The sequence below is a fragment of the Sphingomonas sp. CFBP 13603 genome, from assembly GCF_014892665.1.
Lineage (GTDB): Bacteria > Pseudomonadota > Alphaproteobacteria > Sphingomonadales > Sphingomonadaceae > Sphingomonas.
This window is the reverse complement of sequence record NZ_JADBIA010000001.1, coordinates 165,700-186,977: the sequence shown is the minus strand read 5'-3', so window position 1 is coordinate 186,977 and position 21,278 is coordinate 165,700. Positions and strand designations below refer to the sequence as shown.

General features: G+C 62.6%; 32 protein-coding genes and 1 tRNA gene. 4 read left to right on the top strand and 29 right to left on the bottom strand.

What is annotated here, in order from left to right; translation table 11 throughout:
• Positions 1–69: 69 nt before the first annotated feature.
• From rplO to rpsJ, 21 genes are all read right to left on the bottom strand, one after another.
• Positions 70–612 carry a 50S ribosomal protein L15 gene (rplO, locus tag IFR23_RS00865; RefSeq protein ID WP_056047631.1) on the bottom strand — a complete coding sequence of 181 codons (543 nt, stop codon included), beginning with the start codon at positions 610–612 and terminating at the stop codon, positions 70–72.
• A 120-nt stretch (positions 613–732) separates the two neighbouring features.
• Positions 733–909: a 50S ribosomal protein L30 gene (gene rpmD / locus IFR23_RS00860; RefSeq protein WP_055872633.1), complete on the bottom strand. Its 177-nt coding sequence runs from the start codon at positions 907–909 to the stop codon at positions 733–735.
• 6 nt (positions 910–915) lie between these two features.
• On the bottom strand, positions 916–1,704 hold the full coding sequence (rpsE, locus tag IFR23_RS00855) for a 30S ribosomal protein S5 (protein WP_120299318.1): 789 nt from the start codon (positions 1,702–1,704) through the stop codon (positions 916–918).
• 3 nt (positions 1,705–1,707) lie between these two features.
• Entirely contained in the window at positions 1,708–2,064 is a 357-nt protein-coding gene (gene rplR / locus IFR23_RS00850) for a 50S ribosomal protein L18 (protein ID WP_031393749.1), read from the bottom strand.
• A complete protein-coding gene (rplF, locus tag IFR23_RS00845) occupies positions 2,064–2,597 on the bottom strand; it encodes a 50S ribosomal protein L6 (protein WP_056047628.1) in 534 nt (177 codons plus the stop codon). The genes rplR and rplF overlap by 1 nt, the downstream gene beginning before the upstream one ends.
• A complete protein-coding gene (gene rpsH, locus IFR23_RS00840; RefSeq protein ID WP_031393751.1) occupies positions 2,597–2,992 on the bottom strand; it encodes a 30S ribosomal protein S8 in 396 nt (131 codons plus the stop codon). Before rpsH ends, rplF begins: the two co-directional genes overlap by 1 nt.
• Positions 2,993–3,002: 10 nt before the next feature.
• Positions 3,003–3,308, bottom strand: a complete 306-nt coding sequence (rpsN, locus tag IFR23_RS00835) for a 30S ribosomal protein S14 (protein ID WP_056015537.1) — start codon at positions 3,306–3,308, stop codon at positions 3,003–3,005.
• Between the two features lie 128 nt (positions 3,309–3,436).
• On the bottom strand, positions 3,437–4,000 hold the full coding sequence (gene rplE, locus IFR23_RS00830) for a 50S ribosomal protein L5 (RefSeq protein WP_082441396.1): 564 nt from the start codon (positions 3,998–4,000) through the stop codon (positions 3,437–3,439).
• A 52-nt stretch (positions 4,001–4,052) separates the two neighbouring features.
• Entirely contained in the window at positions 4,053–4,370 is a 318-nt protein-coding gene (gene rplX / locus IFR23_RS00825; RefSeq protein WP_056047623.1) for a 50S ribosomal protein L24, read from the bottom strand.
• Entirely contained in the window at positions 4,370–4,738 is a 369-nt protein-coding gene (gene rplN, locus IFR23_RS00820) for a 50S ribosomal protein L14 (RefSeq protein WP_031393755.1), read from the bottom strand. The genes rplX and rplN overlap by 1 nt, the downstream gene beginning before the upstream one ends.
• Before the next feature lie 267 nt (positions 4,739–5,005).
• Positions 5,006–5,278 carry a 30S ribosomal protein S17 gene (gene rpsQ, locus IFR23_RS00815; RefSeq protein ID WP_031393756.1) on the bottom strand — a complete coding sequence of 91 codons (273 nt, stop codon included), beginning with the start codon at positions 5,276–5,278 and terminating at the stop codon, positions 5,006–5,008.
• Positions 5,279–5,288: 10 nt separating this feature from the next.
• Positions 5,289–5,495 carry a 50S ribosomal protein L29 gene (rpmC, locus tag IFR23_RS00810; RefSeq protein ID WP_055872644.1) on the bottom strand — a complete coding sequence of 69 codons (207 nt, stop codon included), beginning with the start codon at positions 5,493–5,495 and terminating at the stop codon, positions 5,289–5,291.
• A gap of 4 nt (positions 5,496–5,499) precedes the next feature.
• Entirely contained in the window at positions 5,500–5,934 is a 435-nt protein-coding gene (gene rplP, locus IFR23_RS00805; RefSeq protein ID WP_031393758.1) for a 50S ribosomal protein L16, read from the bottom strand.
• Positions 5,935–5,949: 15 nt separating this feature from the next.
• Positions 5,950–6,657 carry a 30S ribosomal protein S3 gene (gene rpsC / locus IFR23_RS00800; RefSeq protein ID WP_055872646.1) on the bottom strand — a complete coding sequence of 236 codons (708 nt, stop codon included), beginning with the start codon at positions 6,655–6,657 and terminating at the stop codon, positions 5,950–5,952.
• Positions 6,657–7,034 (bottom strand): 50S ribosomal protein L22, encoded by a 378-nt coding sequence (rplV, locus tag IFR23_RS00795; RefSeq protein WP_056047621.1) that lies wholly within the window; start codon positions 7,032–7,034, stop codon positions 6,657–6,659. Before rplV ends, rpsC begins: the two co-directional genes overlap by 1 nt.
• On the bottom strand, positions 7,034–7,309 hold the full coding sequence (gene rpsS / locus IFR23_RS00790) for a 30S ribosomal protein S19 (protein ID WP_031393761.1): 276 nt from the start codon (positions 7,307–7,309) through the stop codon (positions 7,034–7,036). Before rpsS ends, rplV begins: the two co-directional genes overlap by 1 nt.
• A 1-nt stretch (position 7,310) precedes the next feature.
• Positions 7,311–8,150: a 50S ribosomal protein L2 gene (gene rplB / locus IFR23_RS00785; protein ID WP_055872649.1), complete on the bottom strand. Its 840-nt coding sequence runs from the start codon at positions 8,148–8,150 to the stop codon at positions 7,311–7,313.
• 4 nt (positions 8,151–8,154) lie between these two features.
• Positions 8,155–8,469: a 50S ribosomal protein L23 gene (locus IFR23_RS00780; protein WP_056047618.1), complete on the bottom strand. Its 315-nt coding sequence runs from the start codon at positions 8,467–8,469 to the stop codon at positions 8,155–8,157.
• Complete coding sequence (gene rplD, locus IFR23_RS00775) at positions 8,462–9,088, bottom strand: 50S ribosomal protein L4 (protein ID WP_056047616.1); 627 nt, start codon at positions 9,086–9,088, stop codon at positions 8,462–8,464. Before rplD ends, IFR23_RS00780 begins: the two co-directional genes overlap by 8 nt.
• Positions 9,089–9,090: 2 nt before the next feature.
• Positions 9,091–9,837: a 50S ribosomal protein L3 gene (rplC, locus tag IFR23_RS00770; RefSeq protein WP_192974320.1), complete on the bottom strand. Its 747-nt coding sequence runs from the start codon at positions 9,835–9,837 to the stop codon at positions 9,091–9,093.
• Positions 9,838–10,125: 288 nt separating this feature from the next.
• Positions 10,126–10,434: a 30S ribosomal protein S10 gene (gene rpsJ / locus IFR23_RS00765; RefSeq protein WP_007406109.1), complete on the bottom strand. Its 309-nt coding sequence runs from the start codon at positions 10,432–10,434 to the stop codon at positions 10,126–10,128.
• Positions 10,435–10,485: 51 nt separating this feature from the next.
• Here rpsJ and IFR23_RS20485 point away from each other — a divergent pair, with 51 nt between their 5' ends.
• Complete coding sequence (locus tag IFR23_RS20485; RefSeq protein ID WP_342344837.1) at positions 10,486–11,016, top strand: endonuclease domain-containing protein; 531 nt, start codon at positions 10,486–10,488, stop codon at positions 11,014–11,016.
• Positions 11,017–11,129: 113 nt separating this feature from the next.
• On the opposite strand, the gene IFR23_RS00755 is transcribed toward IFR23_RS20485, so the two are convergent.
• The 6 genes from IFR23_RS00755 to IFR23_RS00730 all read right to left on the bottom strand — a co-directional run bounded on the left by IFR23_RS00755 (position 11,130) and on the right by IFR23_RS00730 (position 17,738).
• A complete protein-coding gene (locus IFR23_RS00755) occupies positions 11,130–11,429 on the bottom strand; it encodes a hypothetical protein (RefSeq protein WP_192145312.1) in 300 nt (99 codons plus the stop codon).
• Between the two features lie 340 nt (positions 11,430–11,769).
• Positions 11,770–12,963 carry an elongation factor Tu gene (tuf, locus tag IFR23_RS00750; RefSeq protein WP_031393767.1) on the bottom strand — a complete coding sequence of 398 codons (1,194 nt, stop codon included), beginning with the start codon at positions 12,961–12,963 and terminating at the stop codon, positions 11,770–11,772.
• 213 nt (positions 12,964–13,176) lie between these two features.
• Positions 13,177–15,273 carry an elongation factor G gene (gene fusA, locus IFR23_RS00745; RefSeq protein WP_056047600.1) on the bottom strand — a complete coding sequence of 699 codons (2,097 nt, stop codon included), beginning with the start codon at positions 15,271–15,273 and terminating at the stop codon, positions 13,177–13,179.
• Between the two features lie 147 nt (positions 15,274–15,420).
• Positions 15,421–15,891 (bottom strand): 30S ribosomal protein S7, encoded by a 471-nt coding sequence (gene rpsG, locus IFR23_RS00740; RefSeq protein ID WP_055872660.1) that lies wholly within the window; start codon positions 15,889–15,891, stop codon positions 15,421–15,423.
• A 49-nt stretch (positions 15,892–15,940) separates the two neighbouring features.
• Positions 15,941–16,312, bottom strand: coding sequence for a 30S ribosomal protein S12 (gene rpsL, locus IFR23_RS00735; RefSeq protein WP_010164594.1), 372 nt, complete (start codon positions 16,310–16,312; stop codon positions 15,941–15,943).
• Between the two features lie 412 nt (positions 16,313–16,724).
• On the bottom strand, positions 16,725–17,738 hold the full coding sequence (locus IFR23_RS00730) for an alpha/beta fold hydrolase (protein ID WP_192974318.1): 1,014 nt from the start codon (positions 17,736–17,738) through the stop codon (positions 16,725–16,727).
• Positions 17,739–17,906: 168 nt separating this feature from the next.
• Between IFR23_RS00730 and IFR23_RS00725 the strand changes: the two genes are divergently transcribed.
• From IFR23_RS00725 to nusG, 3 genes are all read left to right on the top strand, one after another.
• A tRNA-Trp gene (locus IFR23_RS00725) sits at positions 17,907–17,983 on the top strand.
• A 538-nt stretch (positions 17,984–18,521) separates the two neighbouring features.
• A complete protein-coding gene (gene secE / locus IFR23_RS00720) occupies positions 18,522–18,719 on the top strand; it encodes a preprotein translocase subunit SecE (protein WP_056047594.1) in 198 nt (65 codons plus the stop codon).
• Positions 18,720–18,732: 13 nt separating this feature from the next.
• Positions 18,733–19,269, top strand: a complete 537-nt coding sequence (gene nusG / locus IFR23_RS00715; RefSeq protein WP_055872668.1) for a transcription termination/antitermination protein NusG — start codon at positions 18,733–18,735, stop codon at positions 19,267–19,269.
• 246 nt (positions 19,270–19,515) lie between these two features.
• On the opposite strand, the gene IFR23_RS00710 is transcribed toward nusG, so the two are convergent.
• Together IFR23_RS00710 and IFR23_RS00705 are read right to left on the bottom strand one after the other, a co-directional pair.
• The gene (locus IFR23_RS00710) at positions 19,516–20,109 is read right to left on the bottom strand and encodes a hypothetical protein (protein WP_192974317.1); all 594 of its coding nucleotides are present in this window, start codon (positions 20,107–20,109) and stop codon (positions 19,516–19,518) included.
• Positions 20,110–20,120: 11 nt separating this feature from the next.
• A complete protein-coding gene (locus IFR23_RS00705) occupies positions 20,121–21,266 on the bottom strand; it encodes a M48 family metallopeptidase (RefSeq protein WP_244655378.1) in 1,146 nt (381 codons plus the stop codon).
• Positions 21,267–21,278: the final 12 nt, after the last annotated feature.

Sequence of the window (21,278 nt, the reverse complement as noted above, 5' to 3'; positions counted from 1 at the left end):
GCGGAGCGACTCAGAGGGACTTAACAAAAAAGGGAGGGAGCGCACTCTGCACCCCCTCCCCCATCAAGGTCAGGCCTTGAACGACGCCTTGTGCGCCGCACGCTCCTTGTACTTCACGCCCTTCTTGGCGGCAGCCTTCTCGGCTGCGGGGACGAAGTGGATCACCTCGACCTTGCCGCCGATCTTCTCGACCGCTTCGATCGCGCCCTTCGACGCGCCGTCGACGGTGAACGAGAGGACCGTGGTCAGCTCGCCCTTGGCGAGGAGGCGGACGCCGTCCTTGCCGCCGCGTGCCAGGCCAGCGGCCTTCAGCGCGTCGTGGTCGAGCGTGGCGTTAGCCTCGATCTTGCCGGCATCGACAGCGAGCTGGATCGCGCCGAGGTTGACCTCTGCGAAGTCCTTGCGGAAGATGTTGTTGAAGCCGCGCTTAGGCAGACGCATGTGCAGTGGCATCTGGCCGCCTTCGAAGCCGGCGATGGACACGCCCTCGCGGCTCTTCTGGCCCTTCTGGCCGCGGCCTGCGGTCTTGCCCTTGCCCGAGCCGATGCCGCGTCCGACGCGCATCTTGGACTTACGGGCACCTTCGTTATCGCGGAGTTCGTTGAGCTTCATGGTAATGCACTCGCTTTCGCTTGTTACGCGCTGGTTTGAAATCGCCGGGTTCGAATCCGGAAATAAGGAAGGGGGCCGTTAGCCCCCTTCCCGGTATTTGTCACTAGGTAGCGTGAAGGCTCAGCCTTCGACGGACACCATGTGCTGCACCTTGCGGATCATGCCGCGGACCTCTGGGCTGTCTTCCAGCTCGCGGGTCTTGTGCATCTTGTTGAGACCGAGACCGATCAGCGTTGCGCGCTGGTCCTTCTCGCGGCGGATCGGCGAACCGGTCTGCGTGATCTTGATGGTTGCCATGATCGCTTACTCCGTGATCGCAGCTGCATCGGCCTCGGCGGTCTTAGACCCACCATGGCCGAGCAGGTCGGCGATCTTCTTGCCGCGACGCTGTGCGACGGCCTTGGGCGAGGTCTGCTCGCCAAGGGCCTCGAACGTGGCGCGGATCATGTTGTAGGGGTTCGACGTGCCGACCGACTTGGTCACAACGTCCGCAACGCCCAGCGATTCGAAGACTGCGCGCATCGGGCCACCGGCGATGATGCCCGTACCCTGAGGTGCCGACCGCAGCGTGACCTTGCCGGCACCGAAGTGACCGTTGCCGTCATGATGCAGCGTGCGACCGTCCTTCAACGGAACGCGAACCATCTTCTTCTTGGCAGCAGCCGTCGCCTTCGAGATGGCTTCCGGCACTTCGCGTGCCTTGCCATGACCGAAGCCTGCACGACCCTTGCCGTCGCCGACGACGACCAGCGCTGCGAAGCCGAAGCGCTTACCGCCCTTGACCGTCTTCGAGACGCGGTTGATGTGCACCAGCTTCTCGATCAGCTCTTCGCCACCATCGTCCGCACCCGGACGACCGCCACGATTGTCGCGACCGCGACCGCCGTCGCGACCACCGCGGTTGCCGCCTGGGCCACCGCTGCGGTTGCCGCCGGGGCCACCACGACCACCGCCGCCGCCGGGACCGCCGCGACCGCGACCGCCACCGTTGTTGCCCTGGTAGCCAGTGCTCTGCGGAACGTTCTGGGCCGTGACGTCCTGTGCGGTCGTCTCGGGAGCGATTACTGCCGGCGTGTTGTTTTCGTCAGCCATGTCTTAGAACTCCAATCCGGCTTCGCGCGCGGCATCGGCAAGAGCCTTCACGCGACCGTGGTAGAGGAAGCCGCCGCGATCGAACACGACCTGGGTCACGCCCGCTGCCTTGGCAGCCTCGGCGACGCGCTTGCCGACCGAAGTCGCCGCGTCGATGTTGGCGCCGGACGTGCCGCGCACGTCCTTCTCCAGCGTCGAGGCCGATGCGACCGTCGTGCCGGCGGCATCGTCGATCACCTGGGCATAGATGTGCTTGCCCGAGCGATGCACCGACAACCGCGGACGGGTGCCTGCACGTGCGCGGAGCGCGGTACGGTTGCGGCGACGCCGCTTGGCGAAAAGAGAAAGTCCCTTGGTCATTACTTCTTCTTCCCTTCCTTGCGGAAGATGAACTCGCCGTCGTACTTGATACCCTTGCCCTTGTAAGGCTCGGGCTTGCGCCACTGACGAATTTCCGCGGCCAGCTGACCGACCATCTGCTTGTCCGAACCCGAGATCTCGATCGTCGTGTTGTCGGGGGTCTTGACTTCGATCCCCTCCGGCACGTCGATGTTGACGTCGTGGCTGTAGCCGAGCTGCAGCTTGAGGTTGCGACCCTGCGCTGCGGCACGATAGCCGACGCCGGTGATCAGCAGCTTCTTGGTGAAGCCTTCCGACACGCCGGTGACCAGGTTCTGCACCATGGTCCGCTGCATGCCCCAGAACGCGCGAGCGCGCTTGGTGTCGTTGGCCGGCTGCACCGAAATGCCGCCGTCTTCGATCGTGTAGCTGATCTCGTCGCGAAGCGGCATCTTGAGGGTACCCTTGGGGCCCTTCATGGTCAGCTGCTTGTTTTCGATGGTCGGCGTGATGCCCGCCGGTACGGTGACCGGCTTCTTACCAATGCGGCTCATCAGAACACCTCCGCGAGGACTTCGCCGCCGACGTTCTGCTCGCGTGCTTCGGAATCCGACAGCACGCCGCGGGGCGTCGAGACGATGGTGATGCCGAGGCCGTTACGGACGCGCGGGAGTTCCTGCGAGCCGGAATAGACGCGACGGCCGGGCTTCGAGACGCGCGCGACATGCTTGATCGCAGGCTGGCCCTCGAAATACTTGAGCTCGATGCGAAGGCCGGCCGCGGGGCCCATCTGCTCTTCGCTATAGCCACGGATATAGCCTTCGCGCTGCAGAACGTCGAGCACGCGGACGCGCAGCTTCGACGCCGGCGTGAGGACGGAGTCCTTCTTCGCGCGCTGGCCATTACGGATACGGGTGAGCAAATCACCCAGGGGATCGGTCACTGCCATGATTTAGTCCTTACCAGCTCGACTTCGTGACGCCGGGGATGAGGCCCTTGTTGGCCAGATCGCGCAGCTGAATACGGCAGAGCCGGAACTTGCGGTAATAGGCGCGCGGGCGACCGGTCAGCTCGCACCGGTTACGGATGCGGGTCGGGTTCGCGTTGCGCGGCAGTGCCGCCATCTTGAGGCGAGCGATCAGACGCTCACCGTCGTCGAGCGTCTTGTCCGCTGCGATTGCCTTCAGTGCCGCGTACTTCGGGGCATACTGCTTGACCATGCGCTTGCGGCGCTCGTTCTTGTTGACTGAACTCAGTTTCGCCATCGACTTAAGTTCTTTCTTTGCTAGCTCCCCTCCCGCTTGCGGGAGGGGTTGGGGGAGGGAAGGACCAACGCCTGTTAGGCGCGAGGCCCCTCCCCTGACCCCTCCCGCAAGCGGGAGGGGGACTTAGATTAAGCTGCCTTCTTCTCGTCGGCAGCGTCGTCTTCGATCGGGAACGGGAAACCGAACAGACGGAGAAGCTCGCGAGCCTCGTCGTCGGTCTTTGCGGTCGTCGTCACGATCACATCCATGCCGCGGACCTTGTCGACCCGGTCATAGCTGATTTCTGGGAACACGATCTGCTCCTTGATACCGCAGGCATAGTTGCCACGGCCATCGAAGCTCTTCGGGTTGAGGCCGCGGAAATCGCGGACTCGGGGAAGAGCGATCGTGATGAAACGGTCGAGGAACTCGTACATGCGCTCACGACGAAGGGTGACCTTCACGCCGATCGGCATGCCTTCACGCAGCTTGAACTGTGCGATCGACTTCTTGGCCTTCGTCACGACAGGCTTCTGGCCGGCGATCAGCTCCATTTCGGAAGCAGCCTGGTCGACCTTCTTCTTGTCCTGCGTGGCTTCGCCGACGCCCATGTTCAGCACGATCTTGTCGAGCCGCGGAATCTCCATGACGTTCTTGTAACCGAACTTCTCGGTCATCGCCTTGATGATCGTCTCGTCGTACAGCTTGCGCATGCGCGCGACGTAGACGGCCTCGGTGCCGGTGTTCTCAGCGCCAGTGTTCTGATCAACCATTGATCTTCTCCCCGGTCTTGACGGCGACGCGGACCTTCTTGCCGTCCTGCTCCTCGAAGCGGACGCGGGTCGGCTTGCCGTCGGCGGTCACGTGCGCGACCTTCGAAACGTGCATCGGTGCTTCCTTGCGGATCAGGCCACCCTGCGGGTCACCCTGAGTCGGCTTGGTGTGGCGCACGGCGATGTTGACGCCCGATACGACGACCTTGTCGGTCTTCGGCATGGAGACGGTGACTTCACCGGTCTTGCCCTTGTCCTTGCCGGACAGGACGATGACCTTGTCACCCTTCTTGATACGCTGCGACGCCATTACAGCACCTCCGGCGCAAGGCTGATGATCTTCATGTGCTTCTTGCCACGCAGCTCGCGAACGACTGGGCCGAAGATACGGGTGCCGATCGGCTCCTCGTTCTTGTTGACCAGCACCGCGGCGTTGCCGTCGAAGCGGATGACCGTACCGTCTGCACGGCGGATATCCTTGGCGGTACGCACGATCACCGCGCGGTGAACGTCGCCCTTCTTCACACGGCCACGTGGCTGCGCTTCCTTGATGCTGACGACGATGATGTCGCCAACGCCTGCAACACGACGCTTGGAACCCCCAAGCACCTTGATGCACTGCACCCGCTTCGCGCCGCTGTTGTCAGCGACGTCGAGATTGGACTGCATCTGGATCATGGATCCGTATCCCTTCTCTGTCTCTGGGGTCGATACCGACCGAACCCCGCCTAAAAAATCACCCCGCCACGGACGAACCGCAGCGGGGAGGAGCGGCCGCTTAGCCGTTCCCGTTTACGAAAACAAGAGCGCAGGAGGTTTCCCCCCTGCCCTCTTAACTCAAACCCGTCACCTCAGCGAAAGCCGGGGTATCCCTGTTCGAGCCGATCGCCCCTCACCACGAGATCCAAGCTTTCGCTGGGATGACGGGGTTTGGAGCGTACCAGTTCAGCCCTCGGCCGAAGCCCGCTCCGGCGTCGCGTGGGTGTTGACCCGCTCGATCACCTTCCAGGTCTTCAGCTTGGAGATCGGTGCGGTCTCTTCGATCCGCACGGTCTCGCCCTGCTTGAACTCGTTGCTCTCGTCATGAGCATGATACTTCTTCGAGCGACGGATGATCTTCCCGTAGAGCGGGTGCTTCACCTTACGCTCGACGTTCACGACCACCGTCTTGTCGCCCTTGTCGGACACGACCAGACCGGTCAGCACGCGCTTCGGCATGATACGTTCCTTACTTCGCGGCTTCAGCGCTGGTGCGCTGAGCCTGCAGGGTCTTGATGCGAGCGATGTCGCGGCGGACCTCACGAACGCGGCTCGGCTTTTCGAGCTGGTTCGTGGCGGCCTGGAAGCGCAGGTTGAACTGCTCGCGCTTCAGTTCGCCGAGCGACTCCGACAACTGGTCGTCGCTCTTGGTCTTCATGTCGTCGATACGAGCCATGATCTTACTCGCCTCCCAGATGCGAGGTGTCGCCCAGGCGGGCAACGACCTTTACCTTGATCGGCAGCTTCATGGCCGCCCGCTCGAACGCCTCGGCGGCGATCTTGCCGTCGACGCCGTCGAGCTCGAACAGGATCCGACCCGGCTTGACGCGAGCGGCCCAGTATTCCGGCGCGCCCTTGCCCTTACCCATGCGGACTTCGGCTGGCTTTCCCGAGACCGGAAGGTCTGGGAAAATGCGGATCCACAAACGCCCCTGGCGCTTCATGTGACGCGTGATCGCGCGGCGGGCCGCCTCGATCTGGCGTGCGGTGATCCGGTCGGGTTCCATCGCCTTGAGGCCGTAGGAGCCGAAATTGAGCGAGAAGCCACTCTTGGCATCGCCCGAAATCTTGCCCTTGAAGGCCTTCCGGAACTTGGTCTTTTTTGGTTGCAGCATGTCTGTTCCTGCCCCTTAGCGACGATCGTCGCGCTGCGGCCGCACGCCGGAGGTCTGAGCCTCCATCATGATGCGGTCGTACGACGTCGGATCGTTGCCGAGAATCTCGCCCTTGAAGACCCAGACCTTCACGCCGCAAACGCCGTAGGACGTATGCGCCGTAGCCTCGGCATAATCGATGTTCGCGCGCAGCGTGTGCAACGGAACCCGACCCTCACGATAGCTCTCGGACCGTGCGATCTCGGCGCCGCCAAGACGGCCACCGCAGTTCACCCGGATGCCCTCGGCACCGAGACGCATCGCCGACTGGACCGCACGCTTCATGGCGCGACGGAAGGCGATACGACGCTCGAGCTGATCGGCGATGCCCTGCGCGACGAGACGCGCATCGACTTCTGGCTTGCGGATCTCGACGATGTTCAGCGACACGGTCGACGACGTCATCTTGCCGATCGTCGAACGCAGCTTCTCGATGTCCGCACCCTTCTTGCCGATGATCACGCCGGGGCGTGCAGCGAAGATGGAGATGCGGGCCAGCTTGGCCGGACGCTCGATGACCACCTTGGAGATCGCGGCCTGCGGCAGCGTCTTCATGATGAATGCGCGGATCTTGAGATCCTCGAGCAGGAGCCGACCATAGTCGGCGCCTTCGGCGTACCAGCGGCTATCCCAGGTACGGTTGATCTGCAGACGCAGACCGATGGGGTTGCTCTTCTGACCCATTATGCTTCTTCCTGCTCGCGCACGACGATGCGCAGACGGCTGAATGGCTTGAGAATGCGGGTCGACTTGCCGCGGCCGCGGGTAGCGAAGCGCTTCATCGTGATCGACTTGCCGACCGAAGCCTCGGCGACGACGAGCGCGTCGACGTCGAGGTTATGGTTGTTCTCGGCGTTGGCGATGGCCGAGGCCAGCACCTTGCGCGCTTCGATCGCCATGCCCTTGGTCGAGAAGGCGAGGATGTTCATCGCATCGCCGACCTTCTTGCCACGGATCAGCGCAGCCACGAGGCCGAGCTTCTGCGCAGAACCACGGATCTGCGTACCGACCGAAAGCGCCTCGTTGTCCGCGACCTTGCGCGGGCTGACTTGCTTAGACATCAGCGCTTGCCCTTCTTGTCGGCGGAGTGGCCGGGGAAGTAGCGCGTGGGCGCGAACTCACCGAGCTTCATGCCGACCATGTCTTCGTTGACCGAGACGGGCACGAACTTGCGGCCGTTATAGACGTTGAACGTGAGACCCACGAACGACGGCAGGATCGTCGAGCGACGCGACCAGGTCTTGATCGGCGAACGCGCGTTGGTGTCCTGGGCGGTTTCTGCCTTCTTGAGCAGATGAAGGTCCACGAAGGGGCCCTTCCAGACTGAACGAGCCATGTTAGCCCTTCCTCTTCGTCGAATGACGCGACCGGATGATCATCTTGTCGGTCGACTTGTTATGACGCGTGCGCGCACCCTTCGTCGGCTTGCCCCAAGGCGTAACCGGATGACGGCCACCCGAGGTACGGCCTTCACCACCGCCGTGCGGATGGTCGACCGGGTTCTTGGCGACGCCGCGCGTCAGAGGACGGATACCCATCCAGCGCGAACGACCTGCCTTGCCCAGGTTCTGGTTCTGGTTGTCGGGGTTCGAGACCGCGCCAACCGTCGCCATGCAATCGCTACGGATGTAGCGCTGCTCGCCCGAGTTCAGGCGGACCATCACCATGCCCTTGTCACGACCGACGACCTGCACGTACGTGCCGGCCGAACGGGCGATCTGGCCACCCTTCATCGGCTTCATCTCCACGTTGTGGACGATGGTGCCGACCGGCATCTGACCGAGTTCCATGGCATTGCCTGGCTTCACGTCGGTCTTCTTGGCCGCGAGAACCTTGTCGCCGACGGCCAGACGCTGTGGCGCCAGGATGTAGGCGAGCTCCTCGTCCGGGTACTTGACCAGGGCGATGAACGCGGTGCGGTTGGGATCATACTCGATCCGCTCGACGGTGCCTTCGACGTCCCACTTGCGACGCTTGAAGTCGATGTAGCGGTACTTCTGCTTGTGACCGCCGGCGATGCCGCGCGAGGTCACATGGCCCTTGTTGTTACGACCGCCGGTCTTGTGCTTACCTTCGGTCAGCGCCTTGACGGGGCGACCCTTCCAGAGCGACGACTTGTCGACCAGGATGAGACCGCGGCGTGCCGGCGATGTCGGATTATAATGCTTGAGTGCCATGGCCTCAGATCCCCGTCGTCACGTCGATGGACTGACCGTCCTTCAACGTCACGATTGCCTTTTTCATGTCGGAGCGCGAGTAGTTCGTGCCCTTCCACTTCTTGGTCTTGCCCTTCTGGACGAGCGTGTTCACGCCGACGACGTTCACGTCGAACAGCGCCTCAACGGCCGCCTTGATCTCGGGCTTCGTGGCATCGTTCGATACCTTGAACACAACCGCGTTGAACTCCGACAGGGTCGTCGTCTTCTCGGTGATGTGCGGGGCGAGGATAACGTCGTAGTGACGATTATCGATGCCCGCCTTCTGCTTCTTAGCCATGGAAGCGCGCCTCCAGCTTTTCGACAGCGGCGCGCGTCAGCACCAGCGTGTCATGCTTCAGGATGTCGTAAACGTTCGCGCCGGCAGCCGGCATCACGTTCACTTCGTACAGGTTGCCCGCAGCGAATGCGAAGCTGGTGTCGACCATGTCGCCGTCGATGACGAGCGCACGCTTGCCGAAGCCGAGCTTTGCGAGATCGCCCTGCAGCGTCTTGGTCTTGCCACCCTCGACAGCCAGGCTGTCCATGATGACCAGCGAACCCGCCTTGGCGTGGCTGCTGAGAGCCATCCGCAGGCCGAGCGAGCGAACCTTCTTGTTCAGCGACGGGTTGAAGTCACGGACGCGTGCGCCGTGAGCCTTACCACCACCGATGAACACTGGTGCGCGACGATCGCCGTGACGAGCCGTACCGCCGCCCTTCTGGCGACCGAACTTCTTGCCGGTGCGTGCGACGTCTGCGCGCTCACGGGTGCCACGAGCCGTCTCGCGACGCTTCTCGAGCTGCCAGGTGACGACACGGTGCAGGATGTCGGCGCGCGGATCGAGGCCGAAGACCTCGTCGTTGAGCTCGATGTCCGCTGCGTCAGTGCCGGCGAAAGATGAAACCTTGATCTTCACGCTCAGCCCTCCTGGCCGTCGGCTGCAGGTGCGTCGGTCGTTTCGGCCGGCGTGTCTGCTGCGGTGTTGCTGTCTGCGGTCTTGAGACCGGCGGGGAACGGTGCGTCGGCGTGGCGCGCAACCTTCACCGAGTCCTTGACGAAGAGCCAGCCGCCCTTGGAGCCAGGAACCGAACCCTTGACGAACAGGAGACCACGCTCGACGTCCGTCGACACGATCTCGAGGTTCTGCTGGGTGCGATACTTGTCGCCCATGTGGCCGGCCATCTTCTTGTTCTTGAAGACCTTGCCCGGATCCTGGCGCTGACCGGTCGAACCGAGCGAACGGTGCGAGACCGACACGCCGTGGGTTGCCCGCAGACCGCCGAAGCCCCAACGCTTCATGCCGCCCTGGAAGCCCTTACCCTGGGTCTTGCCCTGGATATCGACGATCTGGCCTGCGACGTAATGGTCGGCCGAGATCTCGGCGCCGACGTCGAGCAGGCCGTCTGCGTTCACACGGAACTCATGGACGACAGCCTTGGGCTCCACTTCGGCCTTGCCGAAATGGCCGCGCTGCGGCTTTGCGACATTCTTCGACTTGGCGACACCTGCACCAAGCTGGACGGCAGTGTAGCCGTCACGATCCATTTCGCGAACGGAAACGACCTGATTGCCTTCGAGTGCCAGAACGGTGACCGGCACGTGCCGACCATCTTCCTGGAACAGGCGGGTCATCCCCATCTTCTTCGCGATCACGCCAGTACGCATGATCTTGTCCCTTCCTAGACAGAGGCCCCGTCGGACTATTCCTCGGGGGCTTGCGGACCATGTCCGGAGCGAACTCCATGATGCGTCCACCTGACCCCATCCCCGGCAAAAGCCCTGAATGGAGTCGGTTCAACCCGGTAAATACGAAACGTGCCCCCGTCCCGGGCTGGTGCTTCTGCAAATGCGGAAGCGTGACGGGGGACGCTGCCCCGTCGGTTTTCACCGACGGCGGTATCCCAATGTAGAGCGGCGCGGGACCATTGCTGGTCGACCGCGCCGCGCCAGCCCTTAGGCCAGCTTGATCTCTACGTCCACCCCTGCTGCGAGGTCCAGCTTCATCAGCGCATCGACCGTCTGCGGCGTCGGCTGGACGATATCCAGCATACGCTTGTACGTACGCACCTCGAACTGCTCGCGCGACTTCTTGTCGATGTGCGGGCCGCGGTTCACGGTGAACTTTTCGATGCGCGTCGGAAGGGGAATCGGACCGCGGATGAGCGCGCCGGTGCGGCGTGCGGTGTCGGCGATGTCGCCAGTGGCCTGATCGAGCACACGGTGATCGAACGCCTTCAGACGAATGCGGATATTGCTGTCCATAGTCCCTACCGATGCGAAAGAGCGGGCCCGTTTCCGGGCTCTTGCTGGTTGATGTTTAAACCGAAGGCGGGCCATTACGGGAGAGTCGGGCGAAATGCAACCGGGGGGAGAGGGTTTTCCGGCTCAACTCGCCCGACAAATGCTACTCATCAATCCTCCCCCGCCAGGGGGAGGTGTCGCCAACGGCGACGGAGGGGGAGGCATGCGATGCGGCTCGAAGGATCCCTACACGATCAAAGCAACGCCAAGCGCCTGCGAAAACAGATGACCCCGCCAGAGATAGCCCCGTGGCTGGCGCTACGAGGCAATGAAGAAGGCCTCCGCTTCCGTAAACAACACGCAGCAGGCCCCTACGTCCTGGACTTCTACTGCGCCCCAGCCCGACTCGCGATCGAAGTTGACGGCGAAGCTCACAACCGAGGCGATCGTCCCGACCGAGACGTAACGCGCGACGCTTGGCTGGTCGCGCAAGACATCCGCGTCCCCCACTACCCAGCTCGCGAAATGCTGGCCAACCTCGACGACGTCGTCCGCCAGATCACGTCCGTCGCACTCCAACGCCGAACCTCCATCGAGAGCTAATTGCCCCCTTCCCCTCCGACGCCTACGGCGCCACCTCCCCCTAGCGGGGGAGGATTGAGCCAAAAGCTGGATGGATGAGTTGGAGAGAGGAAGCGGACGTTGCCCCTTCCTCGTCAGCCAACGTAATAAAAGCCGGCCAACTTGCTTCGTGGGACGATGATCGCAACGCCTTCGCCGCCGTTGATAACCTTGTAGAAGGCGCCCGGGCGCTTCAGCCAACCCGGCAGATCTCCAAGCGGTACGCCGCCGCTATTGTTGCAGCCGCCGAACGCGCCCTCGTAGAACGCCGGCTCTTCACCGGCAGCTATAGGTGTGCTCTTCCAGTCAGCGGGCAGCACTGCCTTGATCCCATTCTTAGACGTTCTCAGTCGGAACGTGCGGCTAGCAGACCTGTCCGTAATCTCGACGATCATGGCCTCGCAGGTTTCTCGAAGCCCTCCCTGACCGCCCACGAACAGTGTCCGCTTTACCTCCAGTTCAGGGGGAAAACGCTCGGAGGGCCATTTGGGCGAGCAGCCCGGCGATAGCGCAATGATGGCCGCTAGCGCAGTGCTTTTTCCTAAAAGGTCCACTCGACGCCCCCGTTTGTTTCACCTCCCGTAACGGGAAGCTTAATGTCTGGTTGTGGGCGCAAGCGGACCACCTCGACAAGCTTGCCGAACTAACTTTCACCCTCCTTCCCCAAACACGAAAAAGCCCGGCCTCTCTCGCGAGAAGCCGGGCTCTTCGATCAACTCCAGAAGGAGGTGACGCTTACTTGTCGATCTGGCTCACGACGCCTGCACCGACGGTACGGCCGCCTTCGCGGATCGTGAAGCGCTGGCCCACGTCCATGGCGATCGGTGCGATCAGCTTGATGCCGAGCGACACGTTGTCGCCTGGCATGACCATCTCGGTGCCCTCAGGCAGCTCGACGGTGCCGGTCACGTCCGTCGTACGGAAGTAGAACTGCGGGCGGTAGTTGGCGAAGAACGGCGTGTGACGGCCACCCTCTTCCTTCGACAGCACGTACACTTCCGAGTTGAAGTCGGTGTGCGGCTTGATCGTGCCTGGCTTGCAGAGCACCTGGCCACGCTCGACTTCGTCGCGTGCGACGCCGCGGATCAGTGCGCCGACGTTATCGCCAGCCTGGCCCTGATCGAGCAGCTTGCGGAACATCTCGACGCCCGTGACCGTGGTCTTGCGGACGGTCGGGTGGATGCCGACGATCTCGACTTCCTCACCAACCTTGACGATGCCGGTCTCGACGCGGCCGGTGACGACCGTACCACGACCCGAGATCGAGAACACGTCCTCGATCGGCATCATGAACGGCTTGTCGAGCGGACGCTCTGGCTGCGGGATGTAGTCGTCGACAGCCTGCATCAGCTCGGTGACGGCGTCGGCGCCGAGCTTCTGGTTCGAACCCGACAGTGCGCAGGTAGCCGAACCCTTGATGACGGGGATGTCGTCGCCCGGGAAGTCGTACGAGCTGAGCAGCTCGCGGATTTCCATCTCGACCAGCTCGAGGATTTCCTCGTCGTCGACCAGATCGACCTTGTTCATGAACACTACCATGGCAGGCACGCCGACCTGGCGTGCGAGCAGGATGTGCTCACGGGTCTGTGGCATCGGGCCATCGGTCGCCGAAACGACGAGGATCGCGCCGTCCATCTGGGCTGCGCCGGTGATCATGTTCTTCACATAATCGGCGTGGCCCGGGCAATCGACGTGCGCGTAGTGACGGTTGGCCGTCTCGTACTCGACGTGTGCGGTCGAGATCGTGATGCCGCGCTCACGCTCCTCGGGAGCCTTGTCGATGTTGGCGAAGTCGACGGCGGTACCGCCGGTCGTCTCTGCCAGAACCTTCGTGATCGCAGCGGTGAGCGACGTCTTGCCATGATCGACGTGACCGATGGTGCCGATGTTGAGATGCGGCTTGTTCCGCTCAAATTTTGCCTTGGCCATTGTTTCCTACCTTCTGATTCGTATTCCGGTGCCACCCCGGGAACCGCGCGAACGCGGCCCAATAGCGGCTGTTAAAGCGTTGCGCCAGCCCCTGCTTGGGGAGAGGCCGACGCGGAGGTAAATTCCGCGTCGTCGAACTTCGGTCGCTGACCGAAGCCAGCCGGCCTTTCGGCGTCTCCGAGCCAGGAAAACCCGGCTCGGTGCGCCTCGGGCTTACGCCAGCTTAGCCTTCACCTCGTCAGCAACGTTCTGCGGCACTTCGTCATAGTGCGAGAACTGCATCGAGTACTGCGCACGACCCTGCGTGAACGAGCGGAGCGAGTTCACGTAGCCGAACATGTTCGCCAGCGGGACCATCGCCTCGACCGTCTGCGCGTTGCCGCGGCTGTCGGTGCCCTGGATCTGACCACGACGGCTGTTCATGTCGCCGATGACGTCGCCCAGATAATCCTCCGGGGTGACGACCTCGACCTTCATGACCGGCTCGAGCAGCGTGATGCCCGACTTCTGTGCGACTTCGCGCATCGCGCCACGTGCACAGATTTCGAACGCCAGTGCCGACGAGTCGACGTCGTGATACGCGCCGTCATACAGCACGATCTCGAAATCGATGATCGGGAAGCCGACCAGCGAACCCGAAGCGGCGGTTTCGCGGAAGCCCTTCTCGATCGCAGGCAGATATTCCTTCGGAATGTTGCCGCCCTTGATCTCGTCCTTGAACGTGATGCCCGAACCGCGCTCGCCCGGCGTGACCTTGACCTTCACGCGACCGAACTGGCCGGTACCACCCGACTGCTTCTTGTGCGTGTAGTCGACGTCGACCGGCTTCTTCAGATACTCGCGATATGCGACCTGAGGAGCGCCGACGTTCGCCTCGACCTTGAACTCACGCTTCATGCGATCGACCAGGATCTCGAGATGGAGCTCGCCCATACCCTTGATGATGGTCTGGCCCGACTCGGGGTCCGACGACACACGGAACGAAGGATCCTCGCGTGCGAGACGATTGAGCGCGACGCCCATCTTCTCCTGGTCGGCCTTGGTCTTCGGCTCCACCGACAGCTCGATCACGGGCTCGGGGAATTCCATCCGCTCGAGAATGATCGGTGCGTTCATCGCGCAGAGCGTGTCACCGGTCGTGGTATCCTTGAGACCCGCGAGAGCGACGATGTCGCCAGCGAAAGCCTCTTGGATGTCCTCACGGCTGTTCGCATGCATAAGCAGCATGCGGCCGACCTTTTCCTTCTTGTCCTTGACCGAGTTGGTGACCTGCGATGCGGTCTCCAGCTTGCCCGAGTAGATGCGGGCGAAGGTCAGCGTACCGACGAACGGATCGTTCATGATCTTGAACGCCAGTGCCGAGAACGGAACGTCGTCCGACGAAGGACGCTCGTCCGGCGTCACGCCGTCGAGCTTCAGACCCTGGATCGCGGGAACGTCGAGCGGCGAAGGCAGATAGTCGACCACGGCGTCGAGCAGGGGCTGAACGCCCTTGTTCTTGAACGCCGAACCGCAAACGACGGGGACGAACGCCATGCTCAGCGTACCCTTGCGGATCAGCTTCTTGAGGTCGGCGACGCTCGGCTCGTTACCTTCGAGATAGGCCTCCATGAGGGCATCGTCCTGCTCGACGGCCATCTCGATCAGCTCGCTGCGATACTTCGCGGCCTTCTCGACCAGATCCTCAGGGATCTCGGCATATTCGAACTTCGCGCCGAGGCTCTCTTCGAGCCAGATGATCGCGCGGTTCTCGACGAGATCGACGAGGCCCTTGAAGCCGCCTTCCATGCCGATCGGAAGATACAGCACGGCCGGACGCGCACCGAGACGATCGATGATCGAGTTCACGCAGAAGTAGAAATCAGCGCCGGTGCGGTCGAGCTTGTTGACGAAGCACATGCGCGGCACGCCGTACTTGTCGGCCTGACGCCACACGGTCTCGGACTGCGGCTCGACGCCGGCAACGCCGTCGAAGCATGCGACCGCGCCATCGAGCACGCGGAGCGAACGCTCGACTTCGATCGTGAAGTCGACGTGGCCAGGCGTGTCGATGATGTTGATAAGGTGCTCTTCGCCCTTACCTTCTTCGGCGCGCCACTTGCAGGTGGTCGCAGCCGACGTGATCGTGATCCCGCGCTCCTGCTCCTGCTCCATCCAATCCATCGTCGCGGTGCCTTCGTGCACTTCGCCGATCTTGTAGGACTTGCCGGTGTAATAGAGGATGCGCTCGGTCGTCGTCGTCTTACCGGCGTCGATGTGCGCCATGATGCCGATGTTGCGGTAACGGTCGAGCGGATGGCTGCGGGCCATGATCGTGCTTCCTTAAGGATATGGGGAGCCGAACGTGCCGGCTCCCCAATATATAGGTGTTTGCGTGACAGACGAAAGACCGCCCGTCACACGGATAGCAATGCTAGGCTTCAAAGCCCGCTGTTACCAGCGGCAGGAAGCCCGCTGTTACCAGCGGTAGTGCGAGAATGCACGGTTGGCTTCCGCCATCCGGTGCGTATCTTCACGCTTCTTGACCGCGTTGCCACGGTTGTTGGCGGCATCCATCAGCTCACCCGACAGCCGTGCGGCCATCGTGTTCTCGCTGCGCGAACGCGCCGCACCGATCAGCCAGCGAATCGCCAGCGCCTGTGCACGCTCGGGGCGAACCTCGACCGGCACCTGGTACGTTGCACCACCGACGCGGCGCGAACGGACTTCGATGCCCGGCTTCACGTTGTTCAGCGCATCGTGGAAAACGCCGATCGGGTCACGCTTGGCGCGCTGCTCGACGGTTTCGAATGCACCGTACACGATCAGCTCTGCGACGGACTTCTTGCCGTCCAGCATGACGCTGTTCATGAACTTCGACAGAACCTCATCCCCGAACTTGGGATCAGGCAGGATGACCCGCTTTTCGGGACGACGACGACGTGCCATTTTGTATTCCTTCTAAACTTCAGCCTTGATGATCAGATACCTGACCGGCTTACTTCGGACGCTTGGCGCCGTACTTGGAACGCGACTGACGCCGGTCCTTCACACCCTGTGTATCGAGCACGCCGCGCAGGACGTGATAGCGAACACCGGGAAGATCGCGGACACGACCGCCACGGATCAGGACAACCGAATGCTCCTGAAGATTGTGGCCCTCGCCCGGGATGTAGCTGATGACTTCGCGCTGGTTGGTCAGGCGAACCTTGGCCACCTTGCGCAGAGCCGAGTTCGGCTTCTTCGGGGTCGTCGTGTAGACGCGCGTGCAAACGCCACGCTTCTGCGGATTTGCTTCCATCGCAGGGACCTTCGACTTGGCCTTCTGCGGATCGCGGCCCTTGCGGACCAGCTGGTTGATCGTCGGCATTGAAGCCTTCACCTTTCAAGTGGTTACTTTGCTGGAGCCATGAGGCGCCTGAGAATACAAAAAGGACCATAGGAACGCGGGAGCGCCCCTCAGGTCCTGGAATGCATCCAGCAATGTTCAAGCATGCCCGGCGGGAAACACTCCCGAAGAACAGGCCGCGCCTATAGGTCAGGACGGGGCTCGGGTCAACGGGGCGGAATCGGTTTGGGCGCGGGTAGGTGATTGGTTTCGTGGGCGGAGACAATTGCTCACGCGAGACCGCCGACCCCCTTCTAATCCTCCCCCGCTAGGGGGAGGTGGCACCGCAGGTAACGGAGAGAGAGGAACACGTAACGATCGTTACCCCTTCCTCCCCCTCCGTCTGGCAAGGGCCAGCCACCCCCCCCCCTGGCGGGGGAGGATCGCAGCTCCTCTACCGTGGTCGGGTCCCGAGCACCGCAAGCAGCGCCTTCTCGAATCGCGCGGGGTCCTCGACCTGCGGCGAGTGACCCAGCCCATCGAGCATAACCAGGCTCGCATTCGGCATCTGCTTCACCGCCCGCGGCGCGACCATCGGCACAGGCTCGAGAAACTTGCGCAAGTTCGCTGGCGCCTGCGCACGCCCGAACGCGGTCTTGTCTAGCGTGCCTATGATCAGCGTCGTCGACGGCGTGATCCGGTACAGCTCGTGCGCGACCGGCTGAGTCTTGATCATCTCGCTGGTCTTGGCCTGCGCGAGCGCAACGGAGTCGCGCCCTGCCCCCTGGTACATGCCCGCTTGCATCCAGACCCAGCGATCATAGGACGGCTTCCACACGCCGTGATAATAGTTTTCGAGCTGATACGCCTTGATCGACGCGTAGCTCGTCTTCTTCTCGTTCGCCCACAGCGTGTCGACGTCGGTATAGGGCACGCCCTCCTCGCCGCGATCCTTCAGGCCGAGCGGATTGACGAGCACCAGCTTCTCGACCGATGCCGGGTAGAGAATGGCGTACCGCATCGCGAGCATGCCGCCCATCGAGTGCCCGACGATCGTCGCCCGCGTGATGCCGCGCGATTCGAGCAACCGCTTGGTGAACGTCGCGAGCATCTCGAAGCTATACTGCGCCGCGCGGGGCTTGGACGATTTGCAGAAGCCGATCTGGTCGGGAACGATCACCCGGTAGCCGACCTCGCTCAGCGCGCGCGCCGTGCTGCCCCAGGTCGCGCCGCAGAAGTTCTTGCCGTGGAGAAGGACGACCGTGCGGCCATTGGGGCGCTGCGGCGCGATATCCATAAACGCCATCTGCGCAGGCGTGCCGACGATATCGACTTCCATCGTCTGGACCGGCCACGGGTAGGTGAAGCGTTCGAGCTGCGGCCCGAGGTCCGGCACCTGCGGTACTGGCACCGCCCCCACGAGCAGCGCCGCGGCCGGCAGCGCCAGCATCATCAATCCCGCCTTCATACGATTACGCTTTCCTACATCCAACGAGACGGCTTAAGGTTAACGGGCAAACCATGCACCGTGCAACGCATCATCCTTACGATGACGGTTGCAGGGATGCTCGCGAGACGAATTGCACGCGAGACGCTTGCCCTTCGCGAAAACGCTGGGTAAGGGGCGCGTCCGTGTAGGAGTGTAGCTCAGTTGGTTAGAGCGTCGGTCTCCAAAACCGAAGGCCCTCGGTTCGAATCCGAGCACTCCTGCCACCCCCTTTAAATTTCCGGAAAAATCGCGGCGATTGCACTCGCCGCTTTCGTGCGCCCATCGCGATTGCAGAAATTGCATTCCTTGATGCATATTGCGCACTTGAGAAATCATCTGCTGCGATGCACAACACTCAGGCCTTTCAGGCATCCTCTCCTAAAAACTTTTACGGCCGGTCTTGTACCGGCCTTTTTTTTCGTCTGCGTTCGGCGTACACCTCGGGTGCCGTCGTCAAGCCGAACGATAAATAGAAACCGTGGGAGCGGAGCCGCCGGTCAAACCGGCACCGGCAAGACGATCGTGCGGGGGATCGAGTGACTCAAGCACTCTCCCCCGCCACTTCTCCCGGCCACCGCCGTGCTGCTTTCCGCATGGCGCCCGCCCCTCTCCTGCCGCGCACTTGCTTTCACCACGGGTGGAAGCTATCTGCCGCGCTTCCGACAGCGAGGACGGACCTGCCGCCGCGGCTCTTCACAGGGAGCGGCTAGTGGGTCTATGCCTCGCATCTCAGTTTCTCAATCAGCGGGTTCGAAGAACATCGTGGCGAAGACGTCCCCCCTCGAATTCATCCAGCAGGTCCGCAACGAGACCGCGAAGGTCACGTGGCCGACGCGTCGCGAGACGGTCATGACCGGCGTGATGGTGGTGATCATGACGACGATCCTCGCGCTGTTCTTCCTGGGCGTCGACTCGATCCTGCAAGCGATCGTCTCCGCCCTCCTCAAACTCGCTCAGTAAGCAAGGTTCCGTCATGGCGCGCTGGTACATCATTCACGCCTATTCGGGCTTCGAGGGCAAGGTCCGCGACTCGATCATGGCCGAGGCGACCCGGATGGGTCTCGAGCAGCTCGTCGAGCAGATCGAAGTCCCGACCGAAACCACCACCGAAGCCCGTCGCGGCAAGAAGATCGCGGTCGAGCGCAAGTTCATGCCGGGCTACGTGCTCGCCAAGCTGAACATGAACGACGACGTGTATCACCTGGTGAAGAACACGCCGAAGGTCACCGGCTTCCTCGGCAGCATGGGCAAGCCGCAGGCGATCAGCGAGGCGGAAGCCACGCGGATGCTGAACAGCAAGGAAGAAGCCGCCGCTGCGCCCAAGCAGAAGGTCAAGGTCGACTACGAGATCGGCGATCAGGTCAAGGTCCTCGACGGCCCGTTCGCGACCTTCAACGGGCTTGTGGAAGAACTCGACTTCGACCGCAGCCGCGTCAAGGTTTCGGTGTCGATCTTCGGGCGTGCGACGCCTGTCGAGCTCGAGTTCGAGCAGGTCGAAAGAAGCAAGTAAGGCCAAGCCGCTCGGGATCAGCGCTGGCTGATCCCGAGACGCCGCCAGCCCGGCCGGCGGGCCGAAGGCTCGGCCGACGACGCGGGATTTACTCCCGCGTCGCGTTACCGTTTAATTCGTGTCGACACGTAAGGCTTGTTTCCCCGCGAAGGCGGGGATCCAGACTGGGCTCCCGCCTTCGCGGGAGAACAAGGCCGCCGTAGTGATTGCCCTAGACCGTGCCTATGTCCGGTCGGGACAACTACCTTAAAACCGCACGCTGTCCGCCACCGCCCGAGCAGCCGCCGCGCTACGGTCGTAGTAAAACAAGCTCGGCGCCTCGTACGTCACCAGATACAGCTTGCCGCCGACCACCGCGCCGCGTGCTTCACCGCGCCGTTGCAGAGTCTCGTTCTGTTTCGAGAAGGTGTAGGTGAAACGCACGCCCTTGTTGCCGGCGAACTGGATCGGCGCGATCGTGTCGATCGCCATCGACGACGCGTCGCGCGCGATCCGATAGCTGTTTTCGAGCAGCACCGGGATATCGGTGATCAGCATCGTCGCCGAGACCTTCGGCAACGGCTTGTTCTTCTTGTCGACCTCGCGGAACAGCGGCCGGCCGGACTCGATGCCGCCATAGAAGCTCAGATCGTTCAGTTCGTCACCGTCCTGCGTCCAGGTTTCGGCATTGCGACCGGGGCGCTCCGAGAGCTTGTTCCACTCCGCCCCCGGCTGCACCGTCATCGCCGACTTGGCGACGGCGATGCGCTGGCCGGCGGGGATGAGCTTGTTGCCGGCCGCGACGGGGGCTGCGCACGCGAGCGTTGCGACCGCGGCGAGCAGGGCGAGTTTCTTGGACATGGTCGTCCTCCTTACGAGATCAGCGTGGCGATGAGCGCGGCGTCGGTCGCGGCCGGCTTGAGGCGGAGATACGTCGCGAGCGCGGCCTGGCCCTCGGCAACCTGCTGGCTGCGAAGCAACGCCAGCCCGAGCCCGCGATACGCCTCGGGCGGCGCGTCGCCCTTGCCGACTGCCTCCTGGTAAAATTGCGCGGCACTGACGAGGTCGCGGGGATTGCCGCGCTCGCGATAGAGATCGCCGCGCGCGCACAGCAGCGGCGTCGTCCAGCCGCCACCCTCGGCGAGGTAGGCGAGCAGATATTCGCTGCCACCAAAGTCGTTGAGCTTGATCTGGTCGTTGAGGAAGATCGGCAGCCATTTCGCCATCGCCGCCTGATGCGTGTCGACGACAGGAGGCTTGACGTCGTGCGCCTCGATCGACGCGGCGCGCAGATACGTAGCGCGCATAAGATCGGTCGGGTGGGTGGCAAAAAAGCCTGCGACGTATTGGTGTTGTGACTTACCCTTGCGGCCGATCACCGTCGCGTCGGCCTCGCCCATCATGTGGTCCCAGACATCCGCGGCAGCCGACGACGGATATTGCGAGCGGGCAAGATACTGGAAGCCCGTCATGTCGGCCTCGCGCTCCTGATCGCGCGTAAAGGAGAACATCTGTCCCTGCGCGGCATAGCGAATGTCGCCGCTATTACGGATGAGAACAGACGCCCATGCCATTAGGTCAGTACCGCTACGCCGATTCTGAAAACGTAGCAGTGAATGGCGGAGTTCGAAATGGCCGAATTCGTGCCCAAGAACTGATCCAAGCTCGGCCTCATTTCGAACACGCAGCAAGAGTCCGGACCAAACAACCATCGCACCATTAGGCGTCATAAAGGCGTTAAATTCAGGGACTTCGTCAATGTAGAGCCTAACCGATTTGCAGCGATCATCCCCGACAGTTCGGCACAACACCCCTCTTACGTAAGCGTTCAACGAGACGTCACGAATTAGCGAGCGCGATTCACGCCAGGTCCGTTCCTGCTCGTCGGATTGCATCCATATCCCACGTTCGTCGACCGTCGTTGGCGTATAGGCCTGTGTGTACGTCGGTAACGGCGGGCGCTTGTCCGCGGCGAGCGCGGACGTACCGATCGCGGTGGCGAGCAGAAGCCCGACCATAGGTATCCGCAT